This window comes from Streptomyces harbinensis (assembly GCF_900116145.1).
Lineage (GTDB): Bacteria > Actinomycetota > Actinomycetes > Streptomycetales > Streptomycetaceae > Streptomyces > Streptomyces carpaticus.
In genome coordinates this window covers 629207-655443 of the sequence record NZ_FPAB01000002.1, presented here as the reverse complement: position 1 = coordinate 655443, position 26237 = coordinate 629207, and the positions used below count along the sequence as shown (strand labels likewise).

Genomic DNA, 26237 nt, shown 5'->3' with positions numbered 1-26237 from the left:
GGCGGGGCGAACCGGGGGCGTACCGGGGCAGGGGTCAGGCCAGCCGCCGGGCCAGCGCCGGGTCGGGCGGGCCCGCGACGGCCGGGTGGAAGATCCCGGCCAGGGCCTCGACGCCGTCGACCAGCCGGGGGCCCGGCCGGGCGAAGGAGGCGTTGGCGTCCACCGCCCACAGCTGCGTCCCCGGAGGCAGCCGGCGGGCCACCGGGGCGGCCAGCCGGGTGGATTCCTCCAGGCCGAAGCCGCACGGGGCGCACACCACGATCCCGGCCCCGGCGCCGGTGACCGCCGCCCAGTCGGTGCGGTACGACCGCTCCCCCGCCCGGCCGAGCACACAGCGCCCGCCGGCGGCCCCGATCATGTCCGGCACCCAGTGGCCGGGGGCGAACGGCGGGTCGGTCCACTCCAGCACCAGGGCCGCCGCCGGTTCCTCGGCGGCCACCTTCGCCCGTACGGCGGCCAGCCGGTCGCGCAGCGCGCCGGCCAGCCGCCGGGCGCGGTCGCCGGTTCCGGTGGCGTCGCCGATCGTGACGACGGAGGTGATCACCTCGTCCAGGGTGTGCGGATCGATCGTGAGCACATCGGCGGAGCAGGCGAGGTGGTCGAGCGCGTCGTGGACGGTGGAGACGTCCACCGCGCAGACCGCGCACAGGTCCTGAGTGACCACCAGGTCGGCGTCCAGGCCGGCCAGTGCGCCGCGGTCGAGGTGGTACAGGTCCTCTCCGGCGGCCATCCGTTCGCTCACCACCCGGTCGATGGCGGCGGGCGGCAGCCCTTCGGGGAGGGCGCTGGTGGACACGATGCGCCGGGTGCGGGCCCGGGGCGGGTGGTCGCACTCGAAGGTCACGCCCACCACGGCGTCACCGGCGCCGATCGCGAACAGGATCTCCGTCGCGGAGGGAAGGAGGGAAACGATGCGCACTCCCCCACCGTAAGCGCGGAGACGGCGTTCCGGGCCCGGCGGGGCTCAGGGTTTCCTGGCCACCAGGCCCCACTGGAACAGCTGGTCCTGCGGGGGTTCGACCTCCGGGTGGTCGGGGCGCCACCGCGCGATCGGGCCGAGGCCGGGCGGCAGCAGTTCCAGGCCCTTGGCGGTGGCCGCCAGCTGGTCCCGGGAGCGCGGGTAGTACGGGGCGGCCCCGGCGGCGGCGTAGTCCTCGCAGAGCGCGATGACCTCGGGGTCGTCGATGCTGTCGCAGGTGACCAGGTAGCTGCCGGAGGGCAGCCGCCGGGTGTACTCCTGCACCAGTTCGGCGGCGGGGCCGGGTTCGATGTGGCCGAGCATGGAGAGCAGCATCAGCGCGACGGGCCGGTCCAGGTCGAGTTCGGTGCCGGCGCGCTCCAGCATGACGTCGACGTCGCGGACATCGGCGTCGAGGTAGGCGGTCCTGCCCTCCGGGGTGGAGGTGAGCAGTGCCTGGGAGTGCATGAGGACGGTGGGGTCGGTGTCGGCGTAGACGATGCGGGAGTCGGGGGCGTACCGCTGGGCGACCTGGTGGGTGTTCTCGGCGGTGGGCAGTCCGCTGCCGATGTCGAGGAACTGCCGGATGCCGACGTCGCGGGCGAGGTGGCGCACCGCGCGGCCGAGGAACTCGCGGGAGGCCACCGCGATGCCGGCGATGCTCGGGTACTGCTCGCGCAGCGCGTCGCCGAGTTCCTTGTCCACGGGGTACCAGTCCTCACCCCCGAGCCAGTAGTTCCAGAAGCGCGCCGAGTGCGGCACGGTCGTGTCGATTTTGAGCGGAACGGAGTGCTGGGCGTCGTCGGCCGGGCTCATGGCTGCCTCCTGGGGAAGTGAACCGTTCCCTCATCGTCTGCCTCCCCTCGCCATCTGTCACCCGTCCACGCCCTGTCCCGCGCGCCCCACCGGGTGCGGGGGGCGTTGCGCGGCGGCGGGGCCGGGCCGGCGTCCGGCCCGGCCCGCGGGGTCAGCGCGGGCGCAGGGCGAGCAGTCCGGCGGCCAGGACGGCGTCCACCGCGGGTACGCCCAGTTCGCGCTCCAGCCGGGGCGCGATGCCGAGGGTGGTCAGCCCGGTGCAGGCCAGCACCAGGGCGTCCGCCCCGGCCGCCACCAGCTCGCCGGCCGCGGCGAGGACGGCGGCGGGGCCGTGCGGGGCGGCGAGGTCCACGGTGCTGTGCACCCCTTCGGGGCGCCGGTGGCCGGCGTAGTGCGGGCCGAGGAGCGCGGCGACGGCCGGCGGCACCTCGTCGCGGATGCCGATCACGCCGATGCGGGTGCCCAGGCCCAGGGCCACTCCCGCCGCCGCCGTGCCGGCGCCGATGACCGGCACCGCGACGGCCGCGCGGGTGGCGGCCAGGGCGGGGTCGGCGGCGCAGCTGATGATCAGGGTGTCCGCGCCGTCCCGTTCCAGTGCGCGGGCCAGCTCCACGATCTTCGGCCCGGCGCTCCGCTCGCTCGCGTCGTCGTGGATGCCCCGGGGCTGGCCGGGGATGCAGCGCGAGACGGTGCGCAGGCCCAGCCGCTCGGCCAGCAGCCGGCCGTGCCCGTCCACCTGGCCGGGGTCGTCGCTGGTGAGGACGCGGATGATGCCGGTGGTCATGGTCGGTCTCCTGTCCGGGGGTCAGGCGCTCGCGGCGACGGCCTCGGCGGCCAGCCGGATGGCGAGGGAGCGGGCGAGCAGCACCGGGCGGCCCGATGCCTCGGCGGCGGCACGCCGCATGCGCTCGGTGTAGCCGATGCAGTCGAGCACGATCCAGGCGCTGCCCTGCCGGGCGAGTCCGGCGGCGGCGCGCGCCACCTGGTCGAGGGGGGCGTCGCCGGGGGCGTACGGGTCGGCGCCGGTGACCCGGACCGGCCCGTCCAGGAGCGCGGACCAGCGCCGCGCCACGTCCCTCTCCTGGTCGGGGTGCGGGCAGAGCAGGCCCACCGGCCGGTCGCCGGTGAGGGCGGCGACGGCGCGCTGGACCAGGGGCTCGGCGAACAGCAGCGGGCGGGTGGCCGCCAGCTGCGGGAAGTTCCCGGTGCACAGCACGAGGGTGGCCGCCGCGCCGTCGGCCTCGGCGCGGGCCACCGCGCGCTCCATGCGGGGCAGCAGCGCGTGGTGGCCCAGGGTGACGGAGCGGCCGTCCCGCAGCCGGGAGACCAGCGGGGCCTCGCCGGGGGCGGGGGCGACGGCGGCGCGGGCCGCCGCCTCCCCCGGGCCCTCGAAGCGGTCCTCGTCGAGGGCGCCGTGCTCGGTGAAGGGGGTGCCGGCCAGCAGCGGCGCGGCGTCCTCGTGCAGATCGGTCCTGGGTGCCTGGCCGATGGTGACCAGGCCCAGCGGTGCGCTCATGGCGGGCCTCACAGGGTCTTGGTGAGCTGGCTCACGTCGTGCACGGAGCTGCCGGCGATGAGTCCGGCGCCGACCAGGGAGAGATCGGCCTCGGACTGTTCGTCGCTGGCCCGGCGGGCGGCCGGGTCGGTGATGCCGCGGCGGCGCCACACCGTGTAGCCGGTGCGGACGACCAGGGCGCCCAGGACGAGCCAGCCGGCGGCGGGGGTGGCGACCAGCAGACCGGTGGCGAGCAGCACACCCATCTGCCGGGAGGAGCCGCCGATGGCCTGGATGAGGGCGCCGGGGATGGCCCACAGCAGCAGGGTGCCCATGACGCCGGGGTCGAGGCCGGCCAGGATGGTGGCCACGTACACCTCGGAGACCGGCGGGACGCGGCCCTCCTCGAAGAAGCCCTTCCAGGCGATCGCGACGACGACCAGGGCGACCGCGAAGCCGACGAGCTGGGCCAGGTACTGCTGGCGGCGGCCGTCCATCTCGTACGGCAGCCAGGGGGTGGCGTCCTTGCGCAGCAGCCAGCCCGCCTTGAAGTCGTAGCCGATGTCCGCGAAGGCGGGGCCGGTGGAGGCGGTGTAGCCGACGAGCAGGGCGAGCGGCACGGTGTCGATGTGCAGCACCAGGCCGACGATCAGCACGATGAGGGTGACCGCGAAGGCCGGGAACCAGCCGGAGTGCATGGCGGCGAGGCCGACGATCAGCTGGTGGACGAGGGCGGCGGTGGCGGCCAGCAGGACCCAGCCGATGAGCGCGGGCAGCGACATGCCGCTCGCGATGCCGCCGGTGATCGCCACGAAGACGGCTCCGCCGATGAAGAGCACCATGCCCTGGATCAGGCCGCGCCGCAGCTGGGCGGCGTCCTTGGTGCGCACCTGCGGGGCGGGGGCGACGGCCGGGGCGGGGGCCGCGGCTTCCGCGGTCCGGTCCTTGCGGCTCTTGCGGTTGCGCATCAGCAGGACCGCCTGGACCAGGGCGACGAGGCCGGCGCCGACCATCAGGCCGTGCGGGATGAACTCCTGGGACAGGTTGATGTCGAAGATCCCGGGCGCGTACTGGGCGATGAGCAGGCCGATGCCGAACATGGCCAGCGCCCAGACGTTGCCGAGGAAGCCGACGCCCGCGGCGGCGGTGGGCAGCTTGGCCAGCGCGCCGAGCAGTCCGGCCACCGCGCTGACGCCGAGGACGGCGGCCTTGCGTCCGCCGGTGTCGCCGGCCTTGATCGTCTCGGCGGAGGCGATGCCGGCCGGCCAGGCGTTGGTGGCGGCCAGCAGCTTGGAGTCGAAGACCCGGTAGAGGACCCAGCTGTCGACGGCCAGGCCGATGGCGGCCCCGCCCAGCATCGGCCACACCAGGTCGGTGCGGCCCAGGGCGAAGGGCACCGCGATCGGGGTGAGCAGCGAGTTGGCGGCGGCGAAGGTGGCGCCGGAGATGGCCGACTGCACCAGGTTCTGCCGGTGCGGGGAGCGCATCCGCACCAGGATGCCCAGCGGGATGCGGCCGACCAGCATGGCGACCAGGGCGCCGATCACCGAGGTGTTCGGTGAGACGCCGAGCGAGGTGATCAGCACGACGCCGATCAGGGCGCCCAGCACGGACATCAGGATCGTGATGACGAGCGTGATGGGCTCGAAGGCGCGCGGGTGCCGCTGCCCGGTCTCCGCCGGGCCGGCCGGCGGGGTGGAGAGTCTGGGTTCCACGGGGACTCCTGGTGGTGCGGTCTCTCTCAGGACGGGAGCGACTGGAGGTGGGTCATCGGGCCGTACAGGTCCACGAGGCGGGCGAATTCCTCCGGGTCGTGGAAGCGGGCGGTGCCGCGGCCGAACTCCTTGGCGGTCTCCACGGCGAAGCGGGCGGCGGCGGCGATGTCGGTCTCGTGGCTGGCGCCGGTGGCGCAGCCGGCGACGGCGGTGGCGGCGGTCACGGCCAGGCCGACCACGGGGGCGGTGGTGGCGACGGCGGGCTGGAGGATGGAGTTGATGTGGTGCACGTCGTTGCCGTACGGCGTGATGTCCTGCGTGGTGACGGGCAGGACCCGGGCGGGTTCGCCGGTGACGCTCTCCAGCACGGACAGCAGGTCCTCGCTCACCCGCAGGATCCAGCCCTGGTGGATGGTGGGCGACAGGGCGATGCCGCGGTGGTTGAGCAGCCGGTTCCCCTTGGTGGTGTCGATGGAGATGATCGCCTCCATCGCGGGCGAGACCTCCTGGTGGTTGCAGGTCAGGGTGTCTACGGGGGAATCCATGAACGGCACCGGGTCGTGCGGCTGGGTGGGGGCCCAGCCGCAGACGTGGGTGGAGATCAGGACGTCGCCGTCCAGGACGTCGCCCCGGGCGTGCATGTCCAGCAGCTTGGCGGCGGCGGCGAGGGCGGCCACGGCGCCGTCCGCGTCGGAGACCAGGCCGATGCGTTCGGGGCGGGCGCCGACGCCGCCGAGCCGGCCGAGGACGCCGAGGGTGGGGGCGTCGCCGCCGGCCAGCCGGCCGCCGCGGCCGGGCACGGTGACGGAGACGAAGTCGGTGCTGCCCTTGTCGCCGGTGAGCGTGGTCACCTCGACGCGGACGCCGGCCGGTGCGCCGCTGTCGCCGGCCTCGGCCGCCGCGGTGGCGTGCACCGTGCGCAGGTGGTCCGCCAGCAGCTCGCCGCCGGTCTGCGGGCGGTCGAGCAGTTCGATGATGTCGAGGACGTGCTTGAGCACGGGGGATCCTTTCGCTGTGGGGAGCGCTCCACCGGGGGAGGAACCGCGTCGGCGCGGGTGCCGTGGAGGGCCGTGGGGCCGTGGATCGCCGTCGTCGGCCCAGGGGATGGCGTGGGCGGGCGGCTGCGCGGGCGGCCGGCCGGGATGCCGGCGACCGCCGTACCGGTCGGCGCTCCGCGCGGCCGGTGCGCGTCCAGAATCCGCGCACCGTTCATCTTGGCGCAATAGTTTCTCTATATGCGGGACGGTTTACACTCCTGGCATGACGGAATCCCACTCTCCGGGAGATCACGTGGCGGAGAACGCGGCCTCCCCGGCCGATCAGGCGCAGCCGACCGGCCTGCCCCGCACCCGGGGCACGGAGGACAGACCTCCGCTCCAGACCGCCGACCGGGTGCTGAGCCTGCTGCTCTCCTTCGACCGCGACCACCCCGAGTGGGGGGTGAGCGACGTTGCGGCGGCCTTCGGCCTCGACAAGTCGGTGGCCCAGCGGCTGCTGGCCGCCCTCGCCCACCGGGGCTTCGTGGTCTCCGACCCGCGCACCCGCCGCTACCGGCTCGGCCCGGCCGTGTGGGATCTGGCGCGGGTCTGGGAACGGGACGGCGGCATGGCCCACCTGGTGCGGCCCGTGCTGCGCTCCCTGGCCGACACCGTCGGCTTCGGAGTGCTGTTCGCGGTACCGGACGGGGTGCACATGCGGTGCGTCGCGGCGGTGGACGGCGCCTCGGGGCCGCTGCGCGCCCACGATCTCACCGGCGAGCTGTACCCCGCCCATGCCGGGGCCACCTCACGAGCGTACTTCGCCATGCTGCCGGCCCGGGACCGGGCGGCGCTGCTGTACGGGCGGCCGATGGCCCGGTTCAGCGAGCGCACCGTCACCGATCCGGTGCTCCTGGAGGAGCGGTTCGCGCAGGCCCGGCAGCACGGCTACGCCCACTCGGAGGGCGAGTACGACGACGAGACCGCCGCCGTGGCGGTGCCGGTCCTGGTGGGGCGGCGCCCGGTGGGCACCCTGTCCGTCGCCGGACCGAGCGGCTTCTTCGGCGAGCACCCGGCCGGCGTCGTCGGCCCGCTCACCCGGGCCGCCGCCGACCTGGGCCGGCTCCTCACCCCGCTGCGCCCGCGCCGCGCCCCCGCCGACCCCCGCTGACCTTCCCCCGTATCCACCCCTCACCCCCGACGAAGGGAGGCGCCCCGTGCGCCTGCTGCTGCTCTCCAACTCGACCGCCCCCGGGCACGGCTATCTGGACCACGCCCGCGCGGAGATCGCCGACGCGCTCGGCGGCGCCCGCCGGCTGCTGTTCGTGCCCTGGGCCCAGGCCGACCACGACGGGTACACCGCGCGGGTCGCCGAGGCGTTCGCCCCACTGGGGGTGGAGGTGACGGGCGCGCACACCGCCGGGCGGCCCGCGTCGCTGCTGGACGCGGCCGACGCGGTGTTCGTCGGCGGCGGCAACAGCTTCCGGCTGCTGACCGCGCTGCACCGGCACGGACTGATCGACGCCATCCGCGCCAGGGTGGCGGCCGGCGCGCTGTACCTGGGGTCGAGCGCAGGCACCAACATGGCCTGCCCCACCCTGCGCACCACCAATGACATGCCCATCGTCCAGCCGCCGTCGTTCGGCGCGCTGGGCCTGGTGCCGTTCCAGATCAATCCGCACTACCTGGACCCGGTGCCCGGCAGCACCCACATGGGGGAGACCCGGGCGCAGCGGATCAAGGAGTTCCACGAGGAGAACGACGTACCGGTGCTGGGTCTGCGGGAGGGCACCTGGCTGCGCGCCGGGGACGGGCGGCTGACGCTGGGCGGGGTGCCGGCGGGGGCGGTGCTCTTCCGGCGCGGGCAGGAGCCGGTGGAGTACGGGCCCGGTGCCGAGCTGAGTGAGCTGCTGGCCGGCGAGCCGGCGTTCGACAGCCCGCAGGGCTGAGCCACGGCGTACGGGGCCGGGCCGGGCGCCGTCGTGGCGCCCGGGCCGGCCCCGTGGCCGCTGTCCGTCAGTCGGTGCCGGACTCCATCGCGGCGCGGTCCAGCAGGGCGTCGTCCTCGCCCGCGGCCTCGCCCCGGGCGGCGATGGCCTCGGCGCCGCCCTCCGGCATGGCGCCGATCAGCCCGGTGGCGGCGGCCTGGGCGGCGCCGGTGGCGGGCCCCGCGGTGCCGATCAGCCCGATCCCGGCGTACTGCTCCAGCTTGGCCCGGGAGTCGGCGATGTCCAGGTTGCGCATGGTGAGCTGGCCGATGCGGTCCACGGGGCCGAACGCCGCGTCCTCGGTGCGCTCCATGGACAGCTTGTCCGGGTGGTAACTGAAGGCCGGGCCCGTGGTGTCGAGGATGGAGTAGTCCTCGCCGCGCCGCAGCCGCAGCGTCACCTCGCCGGTGACGGCCGCGCCGACCCACCGCTGGAGCGACTCGCGCACCATCAGGGCCTGCGGGTCCAGCCAGCGGCCCTCATACATCAGCCGGCCGAGCCGGCGGCCCTCGGTGTGGTACTGGGCGAGGGTGTCCTCGTTGTGGATCGCGTTGACCAGGCGCTCGTAGGCCGCGTGCAGCAGGGCCATGCCGGGCGCCTCGTAGATCCCGCGGCTCTTGGCCTCGATGATCCGGTTCTCGATCTGGTCGGACATGCCCAGGCCGTGCCGGCCGCCGATGGCGTTGGCCTCCATGACCAGGTCGACGGGGGTGGCGAAGTCCTTGCCGTTGATGGTCACCGGCCGGCCCTGCGCGAAGCCGATCGTCACGTCCTCGGTGGGGATCTCCACCGACGGGTCCCAGAACCGGACGCCCATGATCGGGTCGACGGTCTCCACACCGGTGTCCAGGTGCTCCAGGGTCTTGGCCTCGTGGGTGGCGCCCCAGATGTTGGCGTCGGTGGAGTACGCCTTCTCGGTGCTGTCGCGGTAGGGCAGCCCGTGCGCCTGGAGCCACTCGGACATCTCCTTGCGACCGCCCAGCTCGGTCACGAAGTCGGCGTCCAGCCAGGGCTTGTAGATGCGCAGCTGCGGGTTGGCGAGCAGCCCGTAGCGGTAGAAGCGCTCGATGTCGTTGCCCTTGAAGGTCGAGCCGTCGCCCCAGATCTGGACGTCGTCCTCCAGCATGGCCCGCACCAGCAGGGTGCCGGTGACGGCGCGGCCCAGCGGGGTGGTGTTGTAGTAGGCCCGCCCGCCCGAGCGGATGTGGAACGCGCCGCAGGCCAGCGCGGCGAGCCCTTCCTCGACCAGCGCGGCGCGGCAGTCGACCAGGCGCGCGACCTCGGCGCCGTAGGTCTTGGCGCGGCCGGGCACCGAGGCGATGTCGGGCTCGTCGTACTGGCCGATGTCGGCGGTGTAGGTGCACGGGACGGCGCCCTTGTCGCGCATCCAGGCGACCGCGACCGAGGTGTCGAGCCCGCCGGAGAAGGCGATGCCGACGCGCTCGCCGGCCGGGAGGGAGGTGAGGACCTTGGACATGGGAAGAGTATGCACAATGACGCATGATCATGCAAAATCGGGGGGGCGGACCGCGCTCCGCAGGGGTCCGGCACGGGCCGGTGCCGGCCCGGCAGGGGAGTTCGGAAGGGGGTTCGGAAGGGATCGCACGGGGGTCGGAAGGGGCTCGGTCCGGGGCGGGAGGCCGCGCTGGTCCGCGAGAGGTAGCCCGTAGCGCTTTTTCCGGCCGCAGACTCATTCGTACGAGCGATGTCACGTTCCGGTGCGGCCCTTACTGTCTGGGCGATGACCTCGTTCCCGCTGCCCCGTCCGCACTTCATCGATCCGCTGATCGCGCTCGCCGCCGTCGCACCGGCGCTGCTTGACCAGGTGACGACGGACACCTCCCGGCAGGCGTGGACGGCGCTGGCCGTCCACTCGGTGGTCGCCGCCGGGGGGCTGCTGGTCCGGCGGCGGTTACCGCTCACCGGGTTCGCGGTCATGCTGACGACACTCGCCGTGGTGGAGATCTGGTGCGCCGCCCAGGAGGTCCAGCTGGGGAATCTCGCCGTGCTGCCGCTGGCGTTCTCGCTGTACGCGGTCGGGGCCTACTGCACCCTGCCGCGCGCGCTGGCCGGGGTGTGCGGCGGCACGGTGCTGGTCTGCCTGGGGGTGATGGTCAACCACGCCACCGCGACCACCGACTGGCGCGGCGGCTCGGACGTGTTCGCGACGGTGGCCCCGCTGCCGGTGGCCTGCGCGCTGGGCATCGTGGTGCAGAGCCACCGGCTGACCCTGGAGGCGGTCCGGGCGCGCGCCGCCGACGCCCAGCGCGAGCACACACTGCTCGCGGAGCGGGCGGCGGCGGCCGAGCGGGTGCGGATCGCCCGGGACATGCACGACGTGGTGGCCCACTCGCTGACCCTGCTGGTGGTGCACGCCGAGACGATGCGCGCCCGCTCGGCCGACCTGCCGCCGTGGGCGAGCCGCCAGGTGGACGCGCTGGCCGCCGCCGGGCGGCAGGCGACGGTGGAGATGCGGGAGCTGCTGGGCGTGCTGCGCAACGGCACACCGCCGGAGCGGGCCCCACTGTCACCCGCCCCCTCCTTCGCCGAACTCCCCGAGCTGGTGCGCTCGGCCCGGCAGGCCGGCAACCCGGTGCGGCTGGACATCCACGGGGACCCCGCCACCTTGCCCAAACCGGTCCAGCTGATGTGCTACCGCATCGTGCAGGAGACCCTGGCCAACGCCCGCCGGCACGCCCCGGGCGCCGCGGTGACCATCGGCGCCACGGTGGCCGGGTCGGCGGTGCGGGTGGCGGTGCGCTCCGCACCGTCCCCGTACGACGTGGTGCCCGTCCCCGGGGCCGGCACCGGCCTGGAGGGGATGCGGGAGCGGGTGACGGCGCTGGGCGGCGAGTTCACCGCGGGCGGCACCGAGGACGGCGGGTTCCTGGTCACCGCGTCGGTGCCCCCGGCGCAGGACGCCGGGCGGACCTGGTGACGGCGGTGCCGGGGCCGATCACGGTGGTGATCGCGGACGACGAGCGGACGGTGCGCGAGAGCCTGGCGCTGATCCTGGAGGCCCAGCCGGACCTGGAGGTGGTGGCCACGGCGGCGGACGGCGAGACGGCGCTGCGGACCTGCACCGAACTGCGGCCGGACGTGGCGCTGCTGGATGTGCGGATGCCGGGCCGGGACGGGCTGTGGGTGCTGGCCGCGCTGGCCGGGCGCGGGCTGGTGGGCCCGGGACCCGGGGCCGTCCAGGTGCTCATGCTCACCACGTTCGATCACGCGCGCTACCAGGCGGACGCGGTGGCCCACGGCGCCCGGGGCGTGCTGCTCAAGAGCCTGCCGTGGGAGGAACTGGTGGCCCAGGTGCGGGCGGCCCACGGCGCGCGCCACCGGGGGTGAGCGCACCGGTTCAGCACAGACCGGCCCGCCGTACCAGGGCGGCGGCCTGCCCCCGGTCGCGGCAGTCGGTCTTGCTGAGCAGCCGGCTGACGTGGGACTTGACGGTGTGCTCGGAGACCGAGAGCCGCTGGGCGATCTCCAGGTTGCTCAGCCCCTCGCCGAGCAGTCGCAGCACATCGCGCTCGCGGGCGGTCAGCGCGGCGATGCGCGCGGCGTCGGTGGCGTCCACCGTGCGGTCGGAGCGGCCCCTGACGTAGCCGTCGATGATGCGCCGGGTGACGGTGGGGCTCAGAAATCCGTCGCCCTGCGCGGTGGCGCGCACGCCGGCCAGTACCTCCTCGTACGAACTGCTCTTGAGCAGGAAGCCGCTGGCGCCGCCCGCCAGCGCCTGGTCCACGTACTCGTCCAGACTGAAGGTGGTGAGCATCAGCACCCGGCAGCCGCCGTGGCCGAGCAGCTTGCGGCGGGCGAGTTCGGCGAGCACCCACATGCCGTCGCCGTGCGGCATCCGCACGTCCAGCAGCAGGACGTCCGGCCGCAGTTCGGCACAGCGCCGCACCGCCTGCCGGCCGTCCCCCGCGCTGCCGACGACCCGCAGGTCCCGCTGGGTCTCCAGGATCAGCCGCAGTCCTTCGCGGACCACCGGTTCGTCATCGGCGATCACCACGGACACATGGCTCTCCGGCTCCATGTCACCTTCCCCCAGGTCGCTTTCCCCGTCCGCCCGTGCCGTGCGGGAGCCGGTACGCCGCCATCCCCCCTGGTCAGGGAGGGTTGGGGCGGGCGGCGCTGCTCCCGGGGGCGGTATCCGTGCGGTGCGGTTCATCCTCATCCACCGCCGGTGGCGCATCAAGGGCGCACCCGCGAGCGCCAGTGGGCCGACCAGTGGCACCGCGGCCACCGGACGGGGCCGGGGTCGGCCGCCCGGCGCGGCCGGCTCCGTCCGACGGCGGAGGGAGCGCCGCCGGTGGACGGAGCGGCGTCATTCTCAAGAGTGCACGGGGCGGGCGGGGATGCATCCTTAGCGGCGATGCCGGGGTTCGGGCGGCCGTGCTGTCATGGGGCCGCGCTTTGAGTTCTGCCGGTATCACTGCTACCGAGCGGTGTCCCGACCACACACCGTCCCATCCGAACTGGCCTCACAGCTCTGCGGCGCACAGGTGTCGCGTCATGCGATCACGGGGCCCCGACCAGGAGTTGATGTCGCATCCGCGTTGCGTGCCACCCGTGCGGACCCCTGCCGCACACCGCTTCCGCGACGTCCGGATGCCGCGCCGCGTCACAGCCGTTCGTGCCACTCTCCCACGGAGAACACATGCGTAACGAACACCACAGCACCATTCGGATCGCCCTCGTCGACGACGAAGGTCTGGCGCGCGACAGCTTCAGCGCCGTCCTCACCCACGAGGAGGGGATGGAGTTGCTGACCGTCACGGACTCCCCCCGCGACGCGGTGATGACCGCGGAGAGAACGGACCCCGATGTCATCCTCACGGACCTGACGGTGGGACAGGAGAACGCCCTGGAGATCCTCTCCCGGGCGCAGGGTTTACGCGCGAAGATCGTGGTGATCACCAGCCGGGACTCCGAGGAGAGTCTCTTCCGCGCCCTGAAGCTCGGCGCCCGCGGCTATCTGCTGAAGTCCACCACCCGCCACGAACTGATCGAGGCGGTACGGGCGGTGGCGCGCGGGAACGCGTACCTGTGTCCGGTGATGGTCTCCCTCATGCTGGACCGCTTCAAGATCCTGCCGCCGGCGGGCGGCCCGCACGGCAGCGCCTTCTCGGAGCTGAGCGACCGCGAGGTGGAGGTGCTCAAGGGGATAGCGCTGGGCATGTCGAACAACGAGATCGCCCAGGATCTGAGTCTGACCATCGCCACCGTCAAGTCCCATGTCTCGAATGTGCTCTCCAAGCTCGGGCTGCGCGACCGGCTCCAGGCGGGCATCCTCGCGCACCGCAAGGGGCTGACCCCGCACTGACGAAGTGTGCGGTCCTCCGCACCGCGGGGGTGCGCGAGGCCGCAGCCAACTGACCGCCGGTCCCCATGGCCGGGGCATGCGCCCGCTGGCACACTGGCAGCCGGTATCGGCCCGCCGCCCGCGGGCACCGGGGAAGGAGCACCTGACGTGGACGCGGACAGCCTGGCGGCAGCGGCCGGCCACGCCGAGCCGTGGGCGTACGCGGTGCTGTTTCTGGCCACCGCCGCCCCGCTGGCGCCCAACGGGACGCTGGTGGTGCTCGCGGGGGCGCTGGCCGCGCGCGGCGATCTGTCGCTGCTGCTGGTGGCCTCGGCGGTACTGGCCGGCACGCTCACCGGCGATCTCGGGCTGTACGGCACGGCCAGACGGCTGCGCGGCAGGACCCGCGCCCGTACCCGGAGGTGGCCGCTGCCGGGCCGGCCGTGCACGGCGCGGCTGGCGGAGCTGACCGGCGCCGCCTCGGCCCGGCTGCGCAGCGGCGGCGGCGCGTTCCTGGTGCCGCTGCGGTTCGTGCCGTGCGGCCGGGCGACGGGGGCGGCGGCGGCCGGGCTGAGCGGTTATCCGGTGGCCCGGTACGCGACGGCCGCCGTGGTGGCGGAGGTGAGCTGGACGGGGCTGTACGTGGCCCTGGGGTACGGCGGGCACAGCGCCGTCTCCGGGCCGGTCCCGGTGTGGGCGCTGGGCGCGGTCGCGGGCGCGGCCGGCGCGCTGTGGTGGCTGGCCGCCCGGCGCCGCCGCTCCCCCGGCCCGCCGGCGGTCCCGGCCGCCGCACCGGTCACCCGGCCCGGCGGCGCGCCGCGTCCGGTGCCCGTTCCGGTACCGGTCGCCCTCCGGGGCCGCCCGGCGCTCGCCCGGGGGGCGCGATGAACGCCCGGTGGCGGGCCGCGGCGACGACGGCGCTGGCCCGTACGGTGCACGCCCTGCTGAACGTGGTGGCGGGCCCGGTGGCGCTGATGGTGCTGCTCGCGCTGCCGCTGACCGGGCACCGGCGGTGGCGCCGGGCCGGCTTCCGGCTGCGCCAGGACGTGCTGCTGCGCGCCGGGCGGGCCGAGCGGGCCCGGCTGAAATCCTGCGGGATCGCGGACGTGCCCGACCCGGCCGGTCCCGAACTGCGGCCCCGCGAGGGCGCGGACGCCCGGGGCTCGGGCGCCGAGGCGTACCACGAGGTGCTGGCCGACACCGAGCGGCGCGCGGCGTCCTGGCTGATGACTCGGCTGACGGTGGGTCTGCCGGCCGGTGCGGGCGTACTGCTGTGCTGGTCCTTCGGGCTGGCGCTGGTGACCTCGCCGCTGTACCGGGCCGATCCGCAACTGCTCGGCGAGGCGGTCCGGATGCTGGCCGGGGCGGCGCTGCTCGCCCTCGCCCCGTGGATCGCGACCGCGCTGGCCGGCTGGGACGCCCGCACCGCGCGGCGGCTGCTCGGCCCCGGGGAGCCGGCCCGGCTGGCGGCCCGGGTGCGGGCGCTGATCCGCTCGCGCGCCTCGGTGGTGGAGGCGGTGGACGCCGAGCGGCGGCGCATCGAACGGGACCTGCACGACGGGGTGCAGCAACAACTGGTGGCGCTGGCCCTGTTACTCGCGAGCGCCCGGCGCACCGCGAGCCGGGTGGCCGAGGGGACGCGGCCCGGGGAGGATCTGCTGCCGCCGCTGGAGCGGGCGCACGAGAACGCGCTCCAGGCGCTGACCGAACTGCGGGACGTGGCCTGGCGGGTGTATCCGGCCATTCTGGACGACCGCGGTCTGGACGCCGCGCTCTCCGCGCTGGCGGAGCGGTCGGCGGTCCCGGTGCGCATCGACTACCGGCTGCCGTGGCGGCTGCCGCCCGGCATCGAGCCGGTGGCGTACTTCGCCGTCTCCGAGGCGGTCACCAACGCGGCCAAGCACGCGGCGGCCGATCTCATCCGGGTCGGCATCCGGGCCGAGGGTGATCGTGCTCTCATAGTGATCGAGGACGACGGAGTGGGCGGCGCGGACACCTCGGGGGCGGGTCTTTCCGGGCTGATGCGCAGGATCGCCGCCGTCGAGGGTGAGATGTCCGTGACCAGCCCGGTGGGCGGACCCACCGTGATGACCGTGGAGCTGCCGTGCGAGTCGTGATCGCCGAGGATTCCGTTCTGCTGCGCGAGGGGGTGGCGCGGCTCCTCGAGGACGAGGGGCACGAGGTGGTGGGCCGGGCCGGGGACGCGGTGGAGCTGATCGCGGAGGTCGAGCGGCACACCCCGGACGTGGCGGTGGTGGATGTGCGGATGCCGCCCACTCACACCGACGAGGGGCTGAAGGCGGCTCTGCTGATGCGGCAGCGCTGGCCGGCCATGGGGGTGCTGGTGCTGTCGCAGTACGTGGAGGAGCGGTACGCCACCGAGTTGCTCACCCATGACGCGGGCGGGATCGGCTATCTGCTGAAGGACCGGGTGGCGCGGGTCGAGGAGTTCATGGACGCCCTGGAGCGGGTCTCCCAGGGCGGTACGGCGCTCGATCCGGTGGTGATCCGGCAGTTGTTCGCCCGGAGCAAGCGCACCGATCCGCTGAGCACGCTCACCGAGCGGGAATCGAGAGTGCTTTCCCTCATGGCGGAGGGGCACACCAATGATTCCATCGCCCGGCAGGTGTATGTGTCGAGCAGCGCGGTGGAGAAACACGTCAATTCCATTTTCCGTAAACTGGGGCTCGATGTGGCCGAGGGATCGCACCGGCGGATTCTCGCCGTGGTCCACTATCTGAAGTCATGACGGCGGCGACCACCGGCACCGAGCGCGCGGTGCCGCCCCCGCCCCCCGTTCCCGACCGCCGGCTGCTGATCACCGGCGGTCTTTCGGCTGCCTGCGTGGTGCTGTTCCTGAGTCTGTTCATCGCCTCGCACCTGACCCGTACCGGCGACCAGCGGGAGACCGTGCACCCGGGGGACTTCGACCGGGTGGAGGTGAGCGCGAGCGGCCCGGTGACGGTGCGCGCCGAGCCGGGGGCGGAGTCGGTACGGGCCCGGTGGGAGCTGAGCTGGTCGCTGTTCGAGCCGCGGGTGGTGCAGGAGGAGGACGGCGGCACGCTGCGGCTTTCGGTGAGCTGTCCCGGGCTGCCGGGCCGCGGTTGCGGCTCCGCGGTGACGCTGGTGGTGCCGCGCGAGGCGGCGGTGCGGGTGTCCGCCTCCGGCGCGGTGCAGGTGAGCGGGGTGGCCGGCGGCGTCGAGGTGGCGGGTGAGGACGGGGCGGTGGAGGTGTCGGACAGCCCGGGCCCGGTGTGGATCAGCACCCGGGACGGCTCGGTGACGGGCACCGCGCTGACCGGGGCGACGGACGTCTCCACCCGGAACGGCGACGTGGCGCTGCGGTTCGCCGCGGCGCCCCCGGAGGTGCGGGCCGCGACCCGGGACGGGGCGGTGGACCTGGTGCTGCCGGAGCCGCCCGAGGGGTACGCGCTGCACATCGACCGGCGGGACGGCGCGGCGGACGTCGGGCTCGCCTCGCGGGCCGGCTCCGAGCGCACGGTGACGGTGTCCACCCGGGACGGCCCGGTACGGGTACGGCCGGCCGGGAATTCCTGAATCCGCCGGAGCTCACCGCGGCCGGCTCATTCTTTGGGCGGTGCGGAAAGCGACCTCGGGCGGAGCGTGATTCCGTCCGCGGGGCGATGAGCGGCAGGGGCGATTTCCCTAGCATGGAGGGCGCTCAGCGTCCTTTTTCAGGGAAGGCCGGTGCCGCGTGACCAGGAGCGAGACAGCTACGGCTGTCGCTACGGAAAAAGGCCCCAGCCGGCTGCCGCGCCGTACCAAAGTGGCGCTGAGCGGGCTCGCCATGGCACTGCTGCTCGCGGTGCTCGACCAGACGATCGTGGCGACGGCGCTGCCCGCCATCGCCCGGGAGTTCCACGCCACCGGGTCGGTGTCCTGGGTGGTGACGGCGTATCTCATCACCACGGTGGCCTCGGCGCCGATCCACGGCAAGCTCGGTGATCTGTACGGGCGGCGGCGGACGTTCCTGGCCGCGGTGACGATCTTCGTGATCGCCTCGGCGCTGGCCGGGGCCGCGAACAGCGTCGAAATGCTCATCGCGATGCGGGCGTTGCAGGGTCTGGGCGGCGGCGGCCTGATGAACCTGGCCACCTCCGGCTTCGCCGATCTGGTGCCGGCCTCCGAACGCGGCAAGGTGCAGGGCTACACCGGCGGGGTGTTCGCCATCGGCAGCATGGGCGGGCCGCTGCTGGGCGGGCTGTTCGCCGAGCATCTGAGCTGGCGGTGGATCTTCTACGTCAATGTGCCGCTCGGGCTGCTCTGTCTGGTCGTCACCTATGTGACCTTCCGGGTGCCGCACACCCCGCGCCGGCCGAAGGCGGCGATCGACTACACCGGGGCGGCACTGCTGGCCGCCGCCGTCACGGCGCTGCTGCTGGTGACGGTGTGGGGCGGCACCGAGTACGCCTGGGGGTCGCCGCAGATCCTGGGTCTGGTGGCGGGCGCCGTGGTGCTGGGCGGGCTGTTCTGGTGGCAGGAGCGGCGCGCGGCCGACCCGGTGCTGCCGCCGCGGCTGTTCCGCAACCCGGTGTTCGCGCTGGGGGTGCCGTCCTCGGGGCTGCTGGGCATCGCGCTGTTCGGGACGATCGTGTACGTGCCGCAGTTCGTGGAGGTGAGCCGGGGCGCCGGGCCGACCGTCGCGGGTCTGGTGCTGGTGCCCACAATGGGTCTGGCGGTGGGTGCCGGGATGGCCGCCGCGATCCGGGTGGGGGCCACCGGCCGCTACCGGCGGTTCCCGATCGCCGGTTCGCTGCTGGTGCTGGCCGGGTTCGGCGGGCTGACGCTGCTGGAGCCGCACACCCCGCTGTGGCAGTTGTTCGTGCCGCTGGCGCTGCTGGGGGTCGGCGTCGGGCTGCACATGCAGCTGATGGTGTTCATCGTGCAGAACGCCGTCCCGCACGCGGATCTGGGCACCGCGACGGCCGCCACCATGTTCTTCCGGGCGCTGGGCGGAGCGGTGGGGACCGCGCTGTTCAGCACGCTGCTGCTGCGCGGGCTGCGGGACGCGCTGCCGGCCGCCGCGCCCGGGGGCGATCCCGATGACGCGTACAACGCGATCGCCCATCACACCGGTGGCATAGCCGAGTCGGCGCGGCCGGCGGTGGCGGAGGCGTTCGCCGATTCGATCCATCTGGTGTTCGCGACGGCGCTGCCGTTCGCGGCCCTGATGCTGGTGCTGGCCTGGTTCATCCCGGCGGTCCCGCTGCGCCGCACGGTGCGGGACGACGGATAGCCCCGCGCTCCCCTCCCCCGTGCCCGCCCTTCCCCCGTTCTTCTCCGTCCCCTTCCACGGATCTTTCGAGGAGTCAGTGTGTCCCGCATACCCACCGTGCTCGGTTCCGTCGCGCCCGAGGATCTCGGCCCCACCCTCATGCACGAGCATCTGTTCGTGCTCTCCCCGGAGTATGTGCGCGACTACGGGGCGGGCACCTGGTGGGACGAGGAGGAGCGGGTCGAGGACGCCGCCCGCAAGCTGCGCGAGCTGGCCGCGCGCGGCATCCGTACCCTGGTCGACCAGACGGTGCAGGGCATCGGGCGGGACATCCGGCTGATCAAGCGGGTGGCCGAGCGGGTGCCCGAGCTGAACATCGTGGTGACCACCGGTCTGTACACCTTCGACGCGGTGCCCCAGCACTACGCGTTCCGGGGCCCGGGGCTGCTGCTCGACCAGCCGGACCCGATGATCGCCGACTTCACCAAGGACATCACCGCGCAGATCGCCGACAGCGGGGTGCGGGCGGCGCTGCTCAAGTGCTGTGTGGAGGCGCCGGGTCTGGTGCCGGGTGTGGAGCGGGTGGCGCGCGCGGTGGCCGCCGTGCACCGGGAGACCGGGGCTCCGATCAGTGTGCACACCGACAGCGGCAGCCGGGCCGGGCTGCTCGCGCTGGATCTGTTCGCCAAGGAGTCGGTGGACCTGTCCCGGGTGCTGATCGGGCATGCCGGGGACAGCACCGACCTGGACTATCTGACGGAACTGGCGGACCGGGGCGCGACGCTGGGCATGGACCGCTTCGGTCTGTCGCTGTTCGGCGCCACCGAGGAGCGGGCGGCCACCGTCGCGGAGCTGGCCCGGCGCGGCTACGCGGACCGGATGGTGCTCTCGCACGACGCGCACTGCTTCCCCGACTACCTGGCGCCGGACCCGGACGCGGTGAAGGCCAGGGGCCTGCCGGAGTGGAACTTCACGCACATCAGTGACACCGTGCTGCCGCGGCTGCGGGAGCTGGGTGTGAGCGAGGCGGACCTGGAGCTGATGCTGGTGGAGAACCCGCGCCGGTTCCTGGCCGGCTGAGGCCGCGGCGGTGCGTTCCCCGCGCGCGGTACGGCGGCGCAGGCCCGCCGCCGTACCGGTCACGGCGCTGCGCGCGCTGGGCCCGGCCTTCGTGGCCGCGGTGGCCTATGTGGATCCGGGGAACTTCGCCACCAACATCGAGGGCGGCAGTTCCTACGGCTACAGCCTGCTGTGGGTGGTGGTCGCCGCCGGTCTGGTGGCGATGCCGGTGCAGTTCCTGTCCGCGAAGCTGGGGATCGTGACCGGGCGTTCGCTGCCCGAGGCGTGCCGGGAGCGGTACGGGCGGCGGACCACCCGGGGTCTGTGGCTCCAGGCGGAGGCGATGGCGATGGCCACCGACATCGCCGAGTTCATGGGGACGGCGGTGGCGCTCGACCTGCTGTTCGGCATTCCGCTGCCGGCCGCGGTGTGTCTCACCGGGGCGCTGTCGTATCTGATGCTGGGCTTCCAGGCCCGCCGGCACCGCCCGTTCGAGGTGGTGATCGCGGTGATGCTGTGTCTGATGTGCGCCGGATTCGGCTATCTGATGCTGCGCTCCGGAGTCGACGGCGCGGCGCTGGCCTCGGGGCTGGTGCCGGGGGCGGAGGACAACCGGGCGACGCTGCTGGCGCTGGGCATCGTGGGGGCGACCGTGATGCCGCACGCGATCTATCTGCACTCGGCGCTGGTGCGGCGGCGTCATGTGGCGGGCACCGGGGCGGAGATCGACCGGGCGCTGCGCGCGGAGCGGATCGATGTGCTGGTGGCGCTGACGCTGGCCGGGGTGATCAACGCGTCGATGCTGATCGTGGCGGCCGGGGCGTTCCACGGCTCGGGGCTGTTCGAGGTGGCGTCGCTGAGCGACGCGCACGCCGCGCTGGGCGGCTGGGTGGGCCCGGCGGCGGCGCTGGTGTTCGCGCTGGCGCTGCTGGCGGCGGGGCTGTCCTCGTCGGGGATCGGCACGCTGTCGGGGCAGATCGTGATGGAGGGGTTCACCGGGGCGCGGATCCCGATGGTGGTGCGGCGCGGCATCACCATGGCGCCGGCCGTGCTCATCGCGATGGCGGGCTGGGACCCCACGCAGGCGCTGATTCTGTCGCAGGTGGTGCTGTCGTTCGGGATCGCCCCGGCACTGGTGCCGCTGCTGCTGATCACCCGCGACCGTGCGGTGATGGGCCGGCACGCCAACGCGCGGCCGGTGACGGCGCTGTACGCGCTGATCGCGGCGGCCATCATCGCGCTGAACGCCTTTCTGCTGTGGCTGGTGCTGGTGCCCTGACGGGTCCGGCACCGGCCCGGCCCGGGTGCCGGCCGGTCAGCGGGTGCGCAGCCGCCAGACGGTGAAGTCGGCGGCCACCAGCGAGAGCACGGCCAGCAGGAAGACGCCCGCGGTGATGCGGGTGATGCCCTGGGCGTGCCGGGAGGCCAGGGTGCCCAGGCCCACGAAGAGCAGGGTCCAGGTGGCGGTGCCGAGCCCCGTCCAGGCCAGGAAGCGGCGGTAGGGCAGTGCGGTGATCCCGGCGAGTGCGGGCATCACCTGGCGGCGGAAGCCGGTGAAGGGGCCGAGGAAGAGCGCGGAGCGGACGCTGTGCGCCAGGTACCGGTGCGCCTGGAGCAGCCGTTCGCGGCGCACGATGAGCACCCGCCAGCCGAGGGCGGGCGGGCCGAGCCGGTGTCCTGCGGTGTAGCCGGCGGCGCTGGCGGCGAGGCCGGACAGCAGCACCACGGCGATCATGGCCGGAATCGGGACGTCGACGGCCGGGGCCAGCGCGCCGCCGCCGGCCGCGCCGGCGAACAGGGCGGCGGCCTCGGCGGGGATCACCATGGTGTGGAGGCCGGAGCGGCCCGCGAACACGATGAGGGCGACCAGCAGATACACGGCCACGATCGGGATGAACCCACCGCTATGGCTCACGAATTGTCTCTCCGTGACGTCGTCGGTTCCGTCGGGGCGACCCGCCCCCTGCCGTACCGACCCCCACACTACGCATCGTGACGCGCGGGCGCGCTGCGGACAGCGCCCCGGCCCGGGTGCGGAGATCCACAGGGCCGCCGGGGGTGCCGCGGTGCCCGAACGCGGGAGCGGCCGGCCCCGGGGGGCCGGCCGCTGGTCCGCGGTGGTGGGGCGGTCAGCCCGCGCGGGGTGTCACCGTGCGGCCAGCCCCTTCTCTATGTGCAGGACGACGTCCTGGACGGTGCGCAGTTCCTTCAGTTCGTCGTCGCTCAGCTCGATCCTGAACTCCTCGCCGACCGCGACGGCGATCTCGATGAGGGCGAGCGAGTCGATGCCGAGGTCGTCGACGAGGTGCTTCTCGGGGGTGACGTCGGCGGCGGGCACCCCGCCGATCTCCTCGACGATGCCGGCCACCGAAGTGAGGATGGACTGCTCGGACATGCTGGTCTCCCGGTTCTGCCGTGGTGGTCGTGTCAGGAAGGCTTGCGGTCGCGGCGGCGGGCCGCCGCGGTGTGGAAACGGTCCTGCTGCCGTTCCGCCTGCACCTGGAGGAGTTCGAGGTGGACGGCGAGTTCTTCGCGGGCCTTTTCCGCCTCGGCGTCCAGCCCTTCGATGTCGAAGAGGCGCCAGTGCTTCAACAGTGGGCGCACCACTTCGTCGTGGTGAATGCGCAGGTTGTAGATACCGGATCTGGCGATCACCAGGGATTTCCGGGTGAAATTCGGGATCATCGTTCCGGGCATGGCGAACGAGGTGATTTCGTCGATGATGGCACGGACGGTTTCCGAGGGGTCGATCTCCAGGGCGGCGGAGACCAGGGACCGGTAGAAGACCATGTGCAGGTTCTCGTCCGCGGCGACCCGGCCGAGCAGCTGGTCGGCGATCGGATCGTTGACGAAGCGTCCGGTGTTGCGGTGCGCGATGCGGGTGGCCAGCTCCTGGAAGGAGACGTAGGCCAGCGACCGGACGGCGCCGAGCCGTTCGCTGTGGTGCCCGGCCTGCATCACGGCCATCCGCTCGGCCTCCAGCTGGTCGGGGTCCAGCGCCCGGGTGACCAGCAGATAGTCGCGGATGCACATGGCGTGCCGGCCCTCTTCGGCGGTCCAGCGGCCCACCCAGGTGCCCCAGGCCCCGTCCCGGCCGAACCGGTTGGCGATCTCCCGGTGGTAGCTGGGCAGGTTGTCCTCGGTGAGGAGGTTGACCTCCAGCGCGATCCTGGCCTCCGGGCTGAGCCGGGACTGGTCGGGGTGCCAGGGCTGTTCGACGAAGTCGCGGCCCTCCTCCCAGGGCACGTACTCGTGCGGCATCCACTCCTTGGCGATGGACAGATGCCGGTCGAGGTTCCGGGCGACGACGGGTTCCAGTTCGACGAGGATGTCGGGCTTCACGATGGGCTCCTGAAGGTCAGCACCACGTTGTGGCCGCCGAAGCCGAAGGACGTGGACAGCGCGGCGGTGACCGGGACGGCCCGGGGCTCCCCGGTGACGAGGTCGAGTTCCACCTCGGGTGCGGTGACGGTGAGGTTGCGGGTGGCCGGGATCAGCGCGTGCCGCAGGGTGAGGACGGTGAAGACCGCCTCCACCGCGCCGGCCGCGCCCAGCAGGTGGCCGGTGGCGGACTTGGTGGCGGTGACGGCCGGATGGGTGCCGACGGCCTGGGCGATGCCGCGGGCCTCGGTGATGTCCCCGGCCGGGGTGCCGGTGGCGTGCGCGTTGACGTGGCCGATGTCGGCGGGGGTGAGGTCCGCGTCGCGCAGCGCCTCGGTGAGGGCGCGCACCTGGCCGCGGGTGTCGGGGGTGGTCATGTCGTGCGCGTCGGAGGTGACGCCGGCGCCGGCCAGCACCGCGTAGGGGCGGGCGGCGCGGGCCCGGGCGAACTCGGCGCGTTCCAGGACGAGCAGGCCGGCGCCCTCGGCCATCACGAAGCCGTCCCGGTCCCGGTCGAAGGGGCGGGAGGCCAGCTCGGGCGTGTCGTTGCGGGTGGAGAGCGCGCCCATGCGGGCGAAGCCGCCGATGGAGAGCGGGTGCAGACAGGCGTCGGTGCCGCCGGCCACCACCACGTCCGCGCGGCCGGAGCGGATCAGCGCGGCGCCCACCGCCAGCGCCTCGGCGCCGGAGGCGCAGGCGCTGGTGGGGGCGTGGGTGCCGGCGCGGGCGCCGAGTTCGAGGGAGACGACGGCGGCGGCGCCGTTGGGCATCAGCCGCGGGATGGTGAACGGGGAGAGCAGCCGGGGCCCCAGTTCTTCGAGCCGGTCGTCCTGGTCCAGCATGGTCAGCGCGCCGCCGATGCCGGTGCCGACCACGACGGCGAGCCGTTCGGGGTCCACCTCGGGGGCGCCGGCGTCCGACCACGCCTCGCGGGCGGCGACCAGGGCAGCTTCCTGGCTGCGGTCGAGCCGGCGGCGCTGCACCCGGTCCACGATCTCGGCCGGGTCCTTGCGCAGCACGCCGGCGATGCGCACCGGCAGTTGTCCGGCCCAGGGGTCCTCCAGGGCGGTGACACCCGACTCGCCGGCCAGCAGGGCCGACCAGCTGGTGGGGACGTCTCCGCCCAGCGGGGTGGTGGCGCCCATGCCGGTCACCACCACTTCGGGGCGTACGTGTTCACGTTGGTCCAGCACAGCACAACCCTTTCTCCGGGAATTCCGTGTCGGCCGGTGCGCCTGTGCCCCAGAAGCGTACGGATGGGGAGGGCCGGAAAATAGCCGCTCAGGAACGAATAACTCCCCTCCCCCAGCATGTCTTCGGCTCATTCCAAAGACGGATCCGAACCTCTTCCAAGGACGGTTGTCCGCGCCCTGTGCCGCTTGCCTAAGATGGCCACCGCTCGACCCGGGAATTCCGGTCGGTTTGAATTCACCGCTCCTCGGATGAGAGGTCAGGCATGGTGCAGGGCACTTTTTCTCCCACTTCCGCCGGCACGGCGGCGCCGCAGGACGACGATCCGGGCTGGCTCACCCTGGTCGAGATGTGCCGCGCGCGGGCGGCCGGGGAACCCGACCGCCGGTATTTCTCCTTTCTGGAGAACGGGGTGGAGGAAAGCGATTCCCTCACCCCGGCCCAGGTCGATCTGCGGGCGCGGGCGATCGCCGTGGAACTGCTGCGGGTGGCGAAGCCCGGCGACCGGGTGCTGCTCAACTACGGCCCCGGTCTTGACTTCGTCCCCGCCTTCTTCGGCGCGCTGTACGCCGGGATGATCGCGGTGCCGATCCCACCGGTGGAGACCGGCCGGGACGGGGCGAAGACCGACCGGCTGGAGGCGGTGCTGGCCTCGGCGCGTCCGGCGCTGTTCCTCAGCACCACCGGCGTACTGGAGAAGCTGGCCGGCAGCGAGCAGGTGGGCCGGGCGCTGGCCGGTGTCAGGCAGTTGGCCACCGACACGGTGGACACCGCCGTCGCCGGGGAGTGGCGCGAGCCGGACATCGACCGGGACACCGTGGCGTACCTCCAGTACTCCTCCGGCTCGACCGGGCTGCCCAAGGGCGTCATGCTCACCCACGCCAATGTGCTGGACAATCTGGCGCTCATTCACACCAATGGCGCGCGCGGTGATCTGGAGGAGGGGCAGACGCCGCCGCCGGTGGTGCTGTGGCTGCCGCTCTTCCACGACATGGGGCTGGTCAACGCGGTCTTCCAGCCGCTGTACGCCGGGTTCGAGGCGACCTTGATGCCGCCACTGGCGTTCGTCCAGCACCCGTTCAACTGGCTGCGGGCCATCTCCGACCGGGGCGACGCCATCTCGGTGGCCCCGAACTTCGCCTACGAGCTGTGCGTGCGCCGGATCAGCGAGGAGCAGATCGCGAAGCTCGATCTGTCCGGCTGGCGGCTGGCCGCGGTCGGCGCCGAGCCGGTGCGGCCGGAGACCCTGGAGCGGTTCGCCGAGAAGTTCGCGCCCGCCGGGTTCCGCCGGGCGACGTTCTTCCCCTGTTACGGGCTGGCCGAGTCGACCGTGATGGTCAGCGGTGGCCCGGCGCCCGAGGAGCCGGTGATCCGCTCCTTCGACGCCGCCGCCCTGGTGGCCGGCCGGGTGCGGCCCGCCACCGAGGGGGCGCGGGCCCGGCAGCTGGTGGGGTGCGGCCAGATCCAGCCCTCGCTGACGCTGCGGATCGTCGACCCGGCCACCGGTGAGCCGTGCGCGGACGACGCGATCGGTGAGGTGTACGTCTCCGGGTACAGCGTCGGCTCCGGCTACTGGGACGCGCCGGCGATCACCGAGGAGACGTTCAGGGCGCGGCTGCCGCAGGACCCGGACCTGGTGTTCCTGCGCACCGGGGACCTCGGATTCCTGTACGACGGCCAGCTGTTCATCACCGGCCGCCGCAAGGACGTCATCATCCTGGACGGCCTCAACTACTACCCGCACGACATCGAGGCGACCGTCTCCGGCAGCCACCCGGCGCTGCGCCAGGACCGCTGCGCGGCCTTCTCGGTGGACGACGGCGGCCAGGAGAAGCTGGTGGTGCTGGCGGAGGTCCAGCGCCGCCACCCGGTGGTGCGCGGCCCGGTCGCCGAAGGCGCCGAGCTGCCGCGCAACTCCGTGCGGGCCGGCGAGCTGGAGGCGGCGATCCGGCGCGCGGTGACCGCCGAGCACGGGGTGCGGGTGAGCGAGGTGGGCCTGCTGCGGCCCGGGGTGCTGCCGTACACGAGCAGCGCCAAGATCAAGCGCGCCGAGTGCCGTGAGCGCTGGAGCGCGGGGACCTTCGATGCCGACCACCTCGCCTGATCCGGACTG

Annotated in this window: 25 protein-coding genes; 13 read left to right on the top strand and 12 right to left on the bottom strand. The window is 73.7% G+C overall.

Features of this window, described 5'->3' with window-relative positions:
• Positions 1–34: 34 nt before the first annotated feature.
• The 6 genes from BM385_RS07230 to BM385_RS07205 all read right to left on the bottom strand — a co-directional run bounded on the left by BM385_RS07230 (position 35) and on the right by BM385_RS07205 (position 5982).
• Positions 35–919 (bottom strand): ABC transporter substrate-binding protein, encoded by an 885-nt coding sequence (locus BM385_RS07230; protein ID WP_093842503.1) that lies wholly within the window; start codon positions 917–919, stop codon positions 35–37.
• A gap of 45 nt (positions 920–964) precedes the next feature.
• Complete coding sequence (locus BM385_RS07225; protein WP_019435400.1) at positions 965–1774, bottom strand: SAM-dependent methyltransferase; 810 nt, start codon at positions 1772–1774, stop codon at positions 965–967.
• Between the two features lie 151 nt (positions 1775–1925).
• Positions 1926–2558, bottom strand: a complete 633-nt coding sequence (locus BM385_RS07220) for an aspartate/glutamate racemase family protein (RefSeq protein ID WP_093842502.1) — start codon at positions 2556–2558, stop codon at positions 1926–1928.
• 21 nt (positions 2559–2579) lie between these two features.
• A complete protein-coding gene (locus tag BM385_RS07215) occupies positions 2580–3290 on the bottom strand; it encodes an AroM family protein (RefSeq protein ID WP_019435402.1) in 711 nt (236 codons plus the stop codon).
• A gap of 8 nt (positions 3291–3298) precedes the next feature.
• Positions 3299–4885 carry an OPT family oligopeptide transporter gene (locus tag BM385_RS07210; protein ID WP_037756466.1) on the bottom strand — a complete coding sequence of 529 codons (1587 nt, stop codon included), beginning with the start codon at positions 4883–4885 and terminating at the stop codon, positions 3299–3301.
• A 125-nt stretch (positions 4886–5010) separates the two neighbouring features.
• A complete protein-coding gene (locus BM385_RS07205; RefSeq protein ID WP_093842501.1) occupies positions 5011–5982 on the bottom strand; it encodes a DUF1177 domain-containing protein in 972 nt (323 codons plus the stop codon).
• A 262-nt stretch (positions 5983–6244) separates the two neighbouring features.
• Here BM385_RS07205 and BM385_RS07200 point away from each other — a divergent pair, with 262 nt between their 5' ends.
• Both BM385_RS07200 and pepE read left to right on the top strand, forming a co-directional pair.
• Positions 6245–7132, top strand: coding sequence for an IclR family transcriptional regulator (locus BM385_RS07200; RefSeq protein WP_254791455.1), 888 nt, complete (start codon positions 6245–6247; stop codon positions 7130–7132).
• 46 nt (positions 7133–7178) lie between these two features.
• Positions 7179–7910: a dipeptidase PepE gene (gene pepE, locus BM385_RS07195; protein ID WP_019435406.1), complete on the top strand. Its 732-nt coding sequence runs from the start codon at positions 7179–7181 to the stop codon at positions 7908–7910.
• A 67-nt stretch (positions 7911–7977) separates the two neighbouring features.
• Here the strand turns inward: pepE and argG are convergent, their stop codons facing one another.
• Complete coding sequence (argG, locus tag BM385_RS07190; protein WP_093842499.1) at positions 7978–9426, bottom strand: argininosuccinate synthase; 1449 nt, start codon at positions 9424–9426, stop codon at positions 7978–7980.
• A 264-nt stretch (positions 9427–9690) separates the two neighbouring features.
• Between argG and BM385_RS07185 the strand changes: the two genes are divergently transcribed.
• Together BM385_RS07185 and BM385_RS07180 are read left to right on the top strand one after the other, a co-directional pair.
• The gene (locus tag BM385_RS07185; protein ID WP_019435408.1) at positions 9691–10887 is read left to right on the top strand and encodes a sensor histidine kinase; all 1197 of its coding nucleotides are present in this window, start codon (positions 9691–9693) and stop codon (positions 10885–10887) included.
• A gap of 5 nt (positions 10888–10892) precedes the next feature.
• Complete coding sequence (locus BM385_RS07180; protein ID WP_078576352.1) at positions 10893–11297, top strand: response regulator; 405 nt, start codon at positions 10893–10895, stop codon at positions 11295–11297.
• A gap of 10 nt (positions 11298–11307) precedes the next feature.
• On the opposite strand, the gene BM385_RS07175 is transcribed toward BM385_RS07180, so the two are convergent.
• A complete protein-coding gene (locus BM385_RS07175; protein ID WP_019435410.1) occupies positions 11308–11988 on the bottom strand; it encodes a response regulator in 681 nt (226 codons plus the stop codon).
• Between the two features lie 624 nt (positions 11989–12612).
• Here BM385_RS07175 and BM385_RS07170 point away from each other — a divergent pair.
• The 8 genes from BM385_RS07170 to BM385_RS07135 all read left to right on the top strand — a co-directional run bounded on the left by BM385_RS07170 (position 12613) and on the right by BM385_RS07135 (position 20831).
• Complete coding sequence (locus BM385_RS07170) at positions 12613–13278, top strand: LuxR C-terminal-related transcriptional regulator (protein ID WP_019435411.1); 666 nt, start codon at positions 12613–12615, stop codon at positions 13276–13278.
• A 147-nt stretch (positions 13279–13425) separates the two neighbouring features.
• Positions 13426–14145: a DedA family protein gene (locus tag BM385_RS07165; protein WP_093842498.1), complete on the top strand. Its 720-nt coding sequence runs from the start codon at positions 13426–13428 to the stop codon at positions 14143–14145.
• Positions 14142–15374 (top strand): sensor histidine kinase, encoded by a 1233-nt coding sequence (locus BM385_RS07160; RefSeq protein ID WP_093842497.1) that lies wholly within the window; start codon positions 14142–14144, stop codon positions 15372–15374. Before BM385_RS07165 ends, BM385_RS07160 begins: the two co-directional genes overlap by 4 nt.
• Complete coding sequence (locus BM385_RS07155; RefSeq protein ID WP_026047717.1) at positions 15362–16006, top strand: response regulator; 645 nt, start codon at positions 15362–15364, stop codon at positions 16004–16006. Before BM385_RS07160 ends, BM385_RS07155 begins: the two co-directional genes overlap by 13 nt.
• Positions 16003–16815: a DUF4097 family beta strand repeat-containing protein gene (locus BM385_RS07150; protein WP_093842496.1), complete on the top strand. Its 813-nt coding sequence runs from the start codon at positions 16003–16005 to the stop codon at positions 16813–16815. Before BM385_RS07155 ends, BM385_RS07150 begins: the two co-directional genes overlap by 4 nt.
• 157 nt (positions 16816–16972) lie before the next feature.
• Entirely contained in the window at positions 16973–18514 is a 1542-nt protein-coding gene (locus BM385_RS07145) for an MDR family MFS transporter (RefSeq protein ID WP_107407797.1), read from the top strand.
• Between the two features lie 78 nt (positions 18515–18592).
• A complete protein-coding gene (locus BM385_RS07140; protein WP_019435417.1) occupies positions 18593–19573 on the top strand; it encodes a phosphotriesterase family protein in 981 nt (326 codons plus the stop codon).
• Positions 19574–19583: 10 nt separating this feature from the next.
• Positions 19584–20831, top strand: a complete 1248-nt coding sequence (locus tag BM385_RS07135) for an Nramp family divalent metal transporter (RefSeq protein ID WP_093842494.1) — start codon at positions 19584–19586, stop codon at positions 20829–20831.
• 36 nt (positions 20832–20867) lie between these two features.
• Here the strand turns inward: BM385_RS07135 and BM385_RS07130 are convergent, their stop codons facing one another.
• From BM385_RS07130 to BM385_RS07115, 4 genes are all read right to left on the bottom strand, one after another.
• Positions 20868–21467, bottom strand: coding sequence for a DedA family protein (locus BM385_RS07130; RefSeq protein ID WP_139275147.1), 600 nt, complete (start codon positions 21465–21467; stop codon positions 20868–20870).
• A gap of 231 nt (positions 21468–21698) precedes the next feature.
• Entirely contained in the window at positions 21699–21947 is a 249-nt protein-coding gene (locus tag BM385_RS07125) for an acyl carrier protein (RefSeq protein ID WP_019435420.1), read from the bottom strand.
• 32 nt (positions 21948–21979) lie between these two features.
• Positions 21980–22894 (bottom strand): acyl-ACP desaturase, encoded by a 915-nt coding sequence (locus tag BM385_RS07120; RefSeq protein ID WP_019435421.1) that lies wholly within the window; start codon positions 22892–22894, stop codon positions 21980–21982.
• Positions 22891–24126 (bottom strand): beta-ketoacyl-[acyl-carrier-protein] synthase family protein, encoded by a 1236-nt coding sequence (locus tag BM385_RS07115; RefSeq protein ID WP_019435422.1) that lies wholly within the window; start codon positions 24124–24126, stop codon positions 22891–22893. Before BM385_RS07115 ends, BM385_RS07120 begins: the two co-directional genes overlap by 4 nt.
• A gap of 263 nt (positions 24127–24389) precedes the next feature.
• Here BM385_RS07115 and BM385_RS07110 point away from each other — a divergent pair, with 263 nt between their 5' ends.
• Positions 24390–26228: a fatty acyl-AMP ligase gene (locus BM385_RS07110; protein ID WP_093842493.1), complete on the top strand. Its 1839-nt coding sequence runs from the start codon at positions 24390–24392 to the stop codon at positions 26226–26228.
• Positions 26229–26237 lie beyond the last annotated feature (9 nt).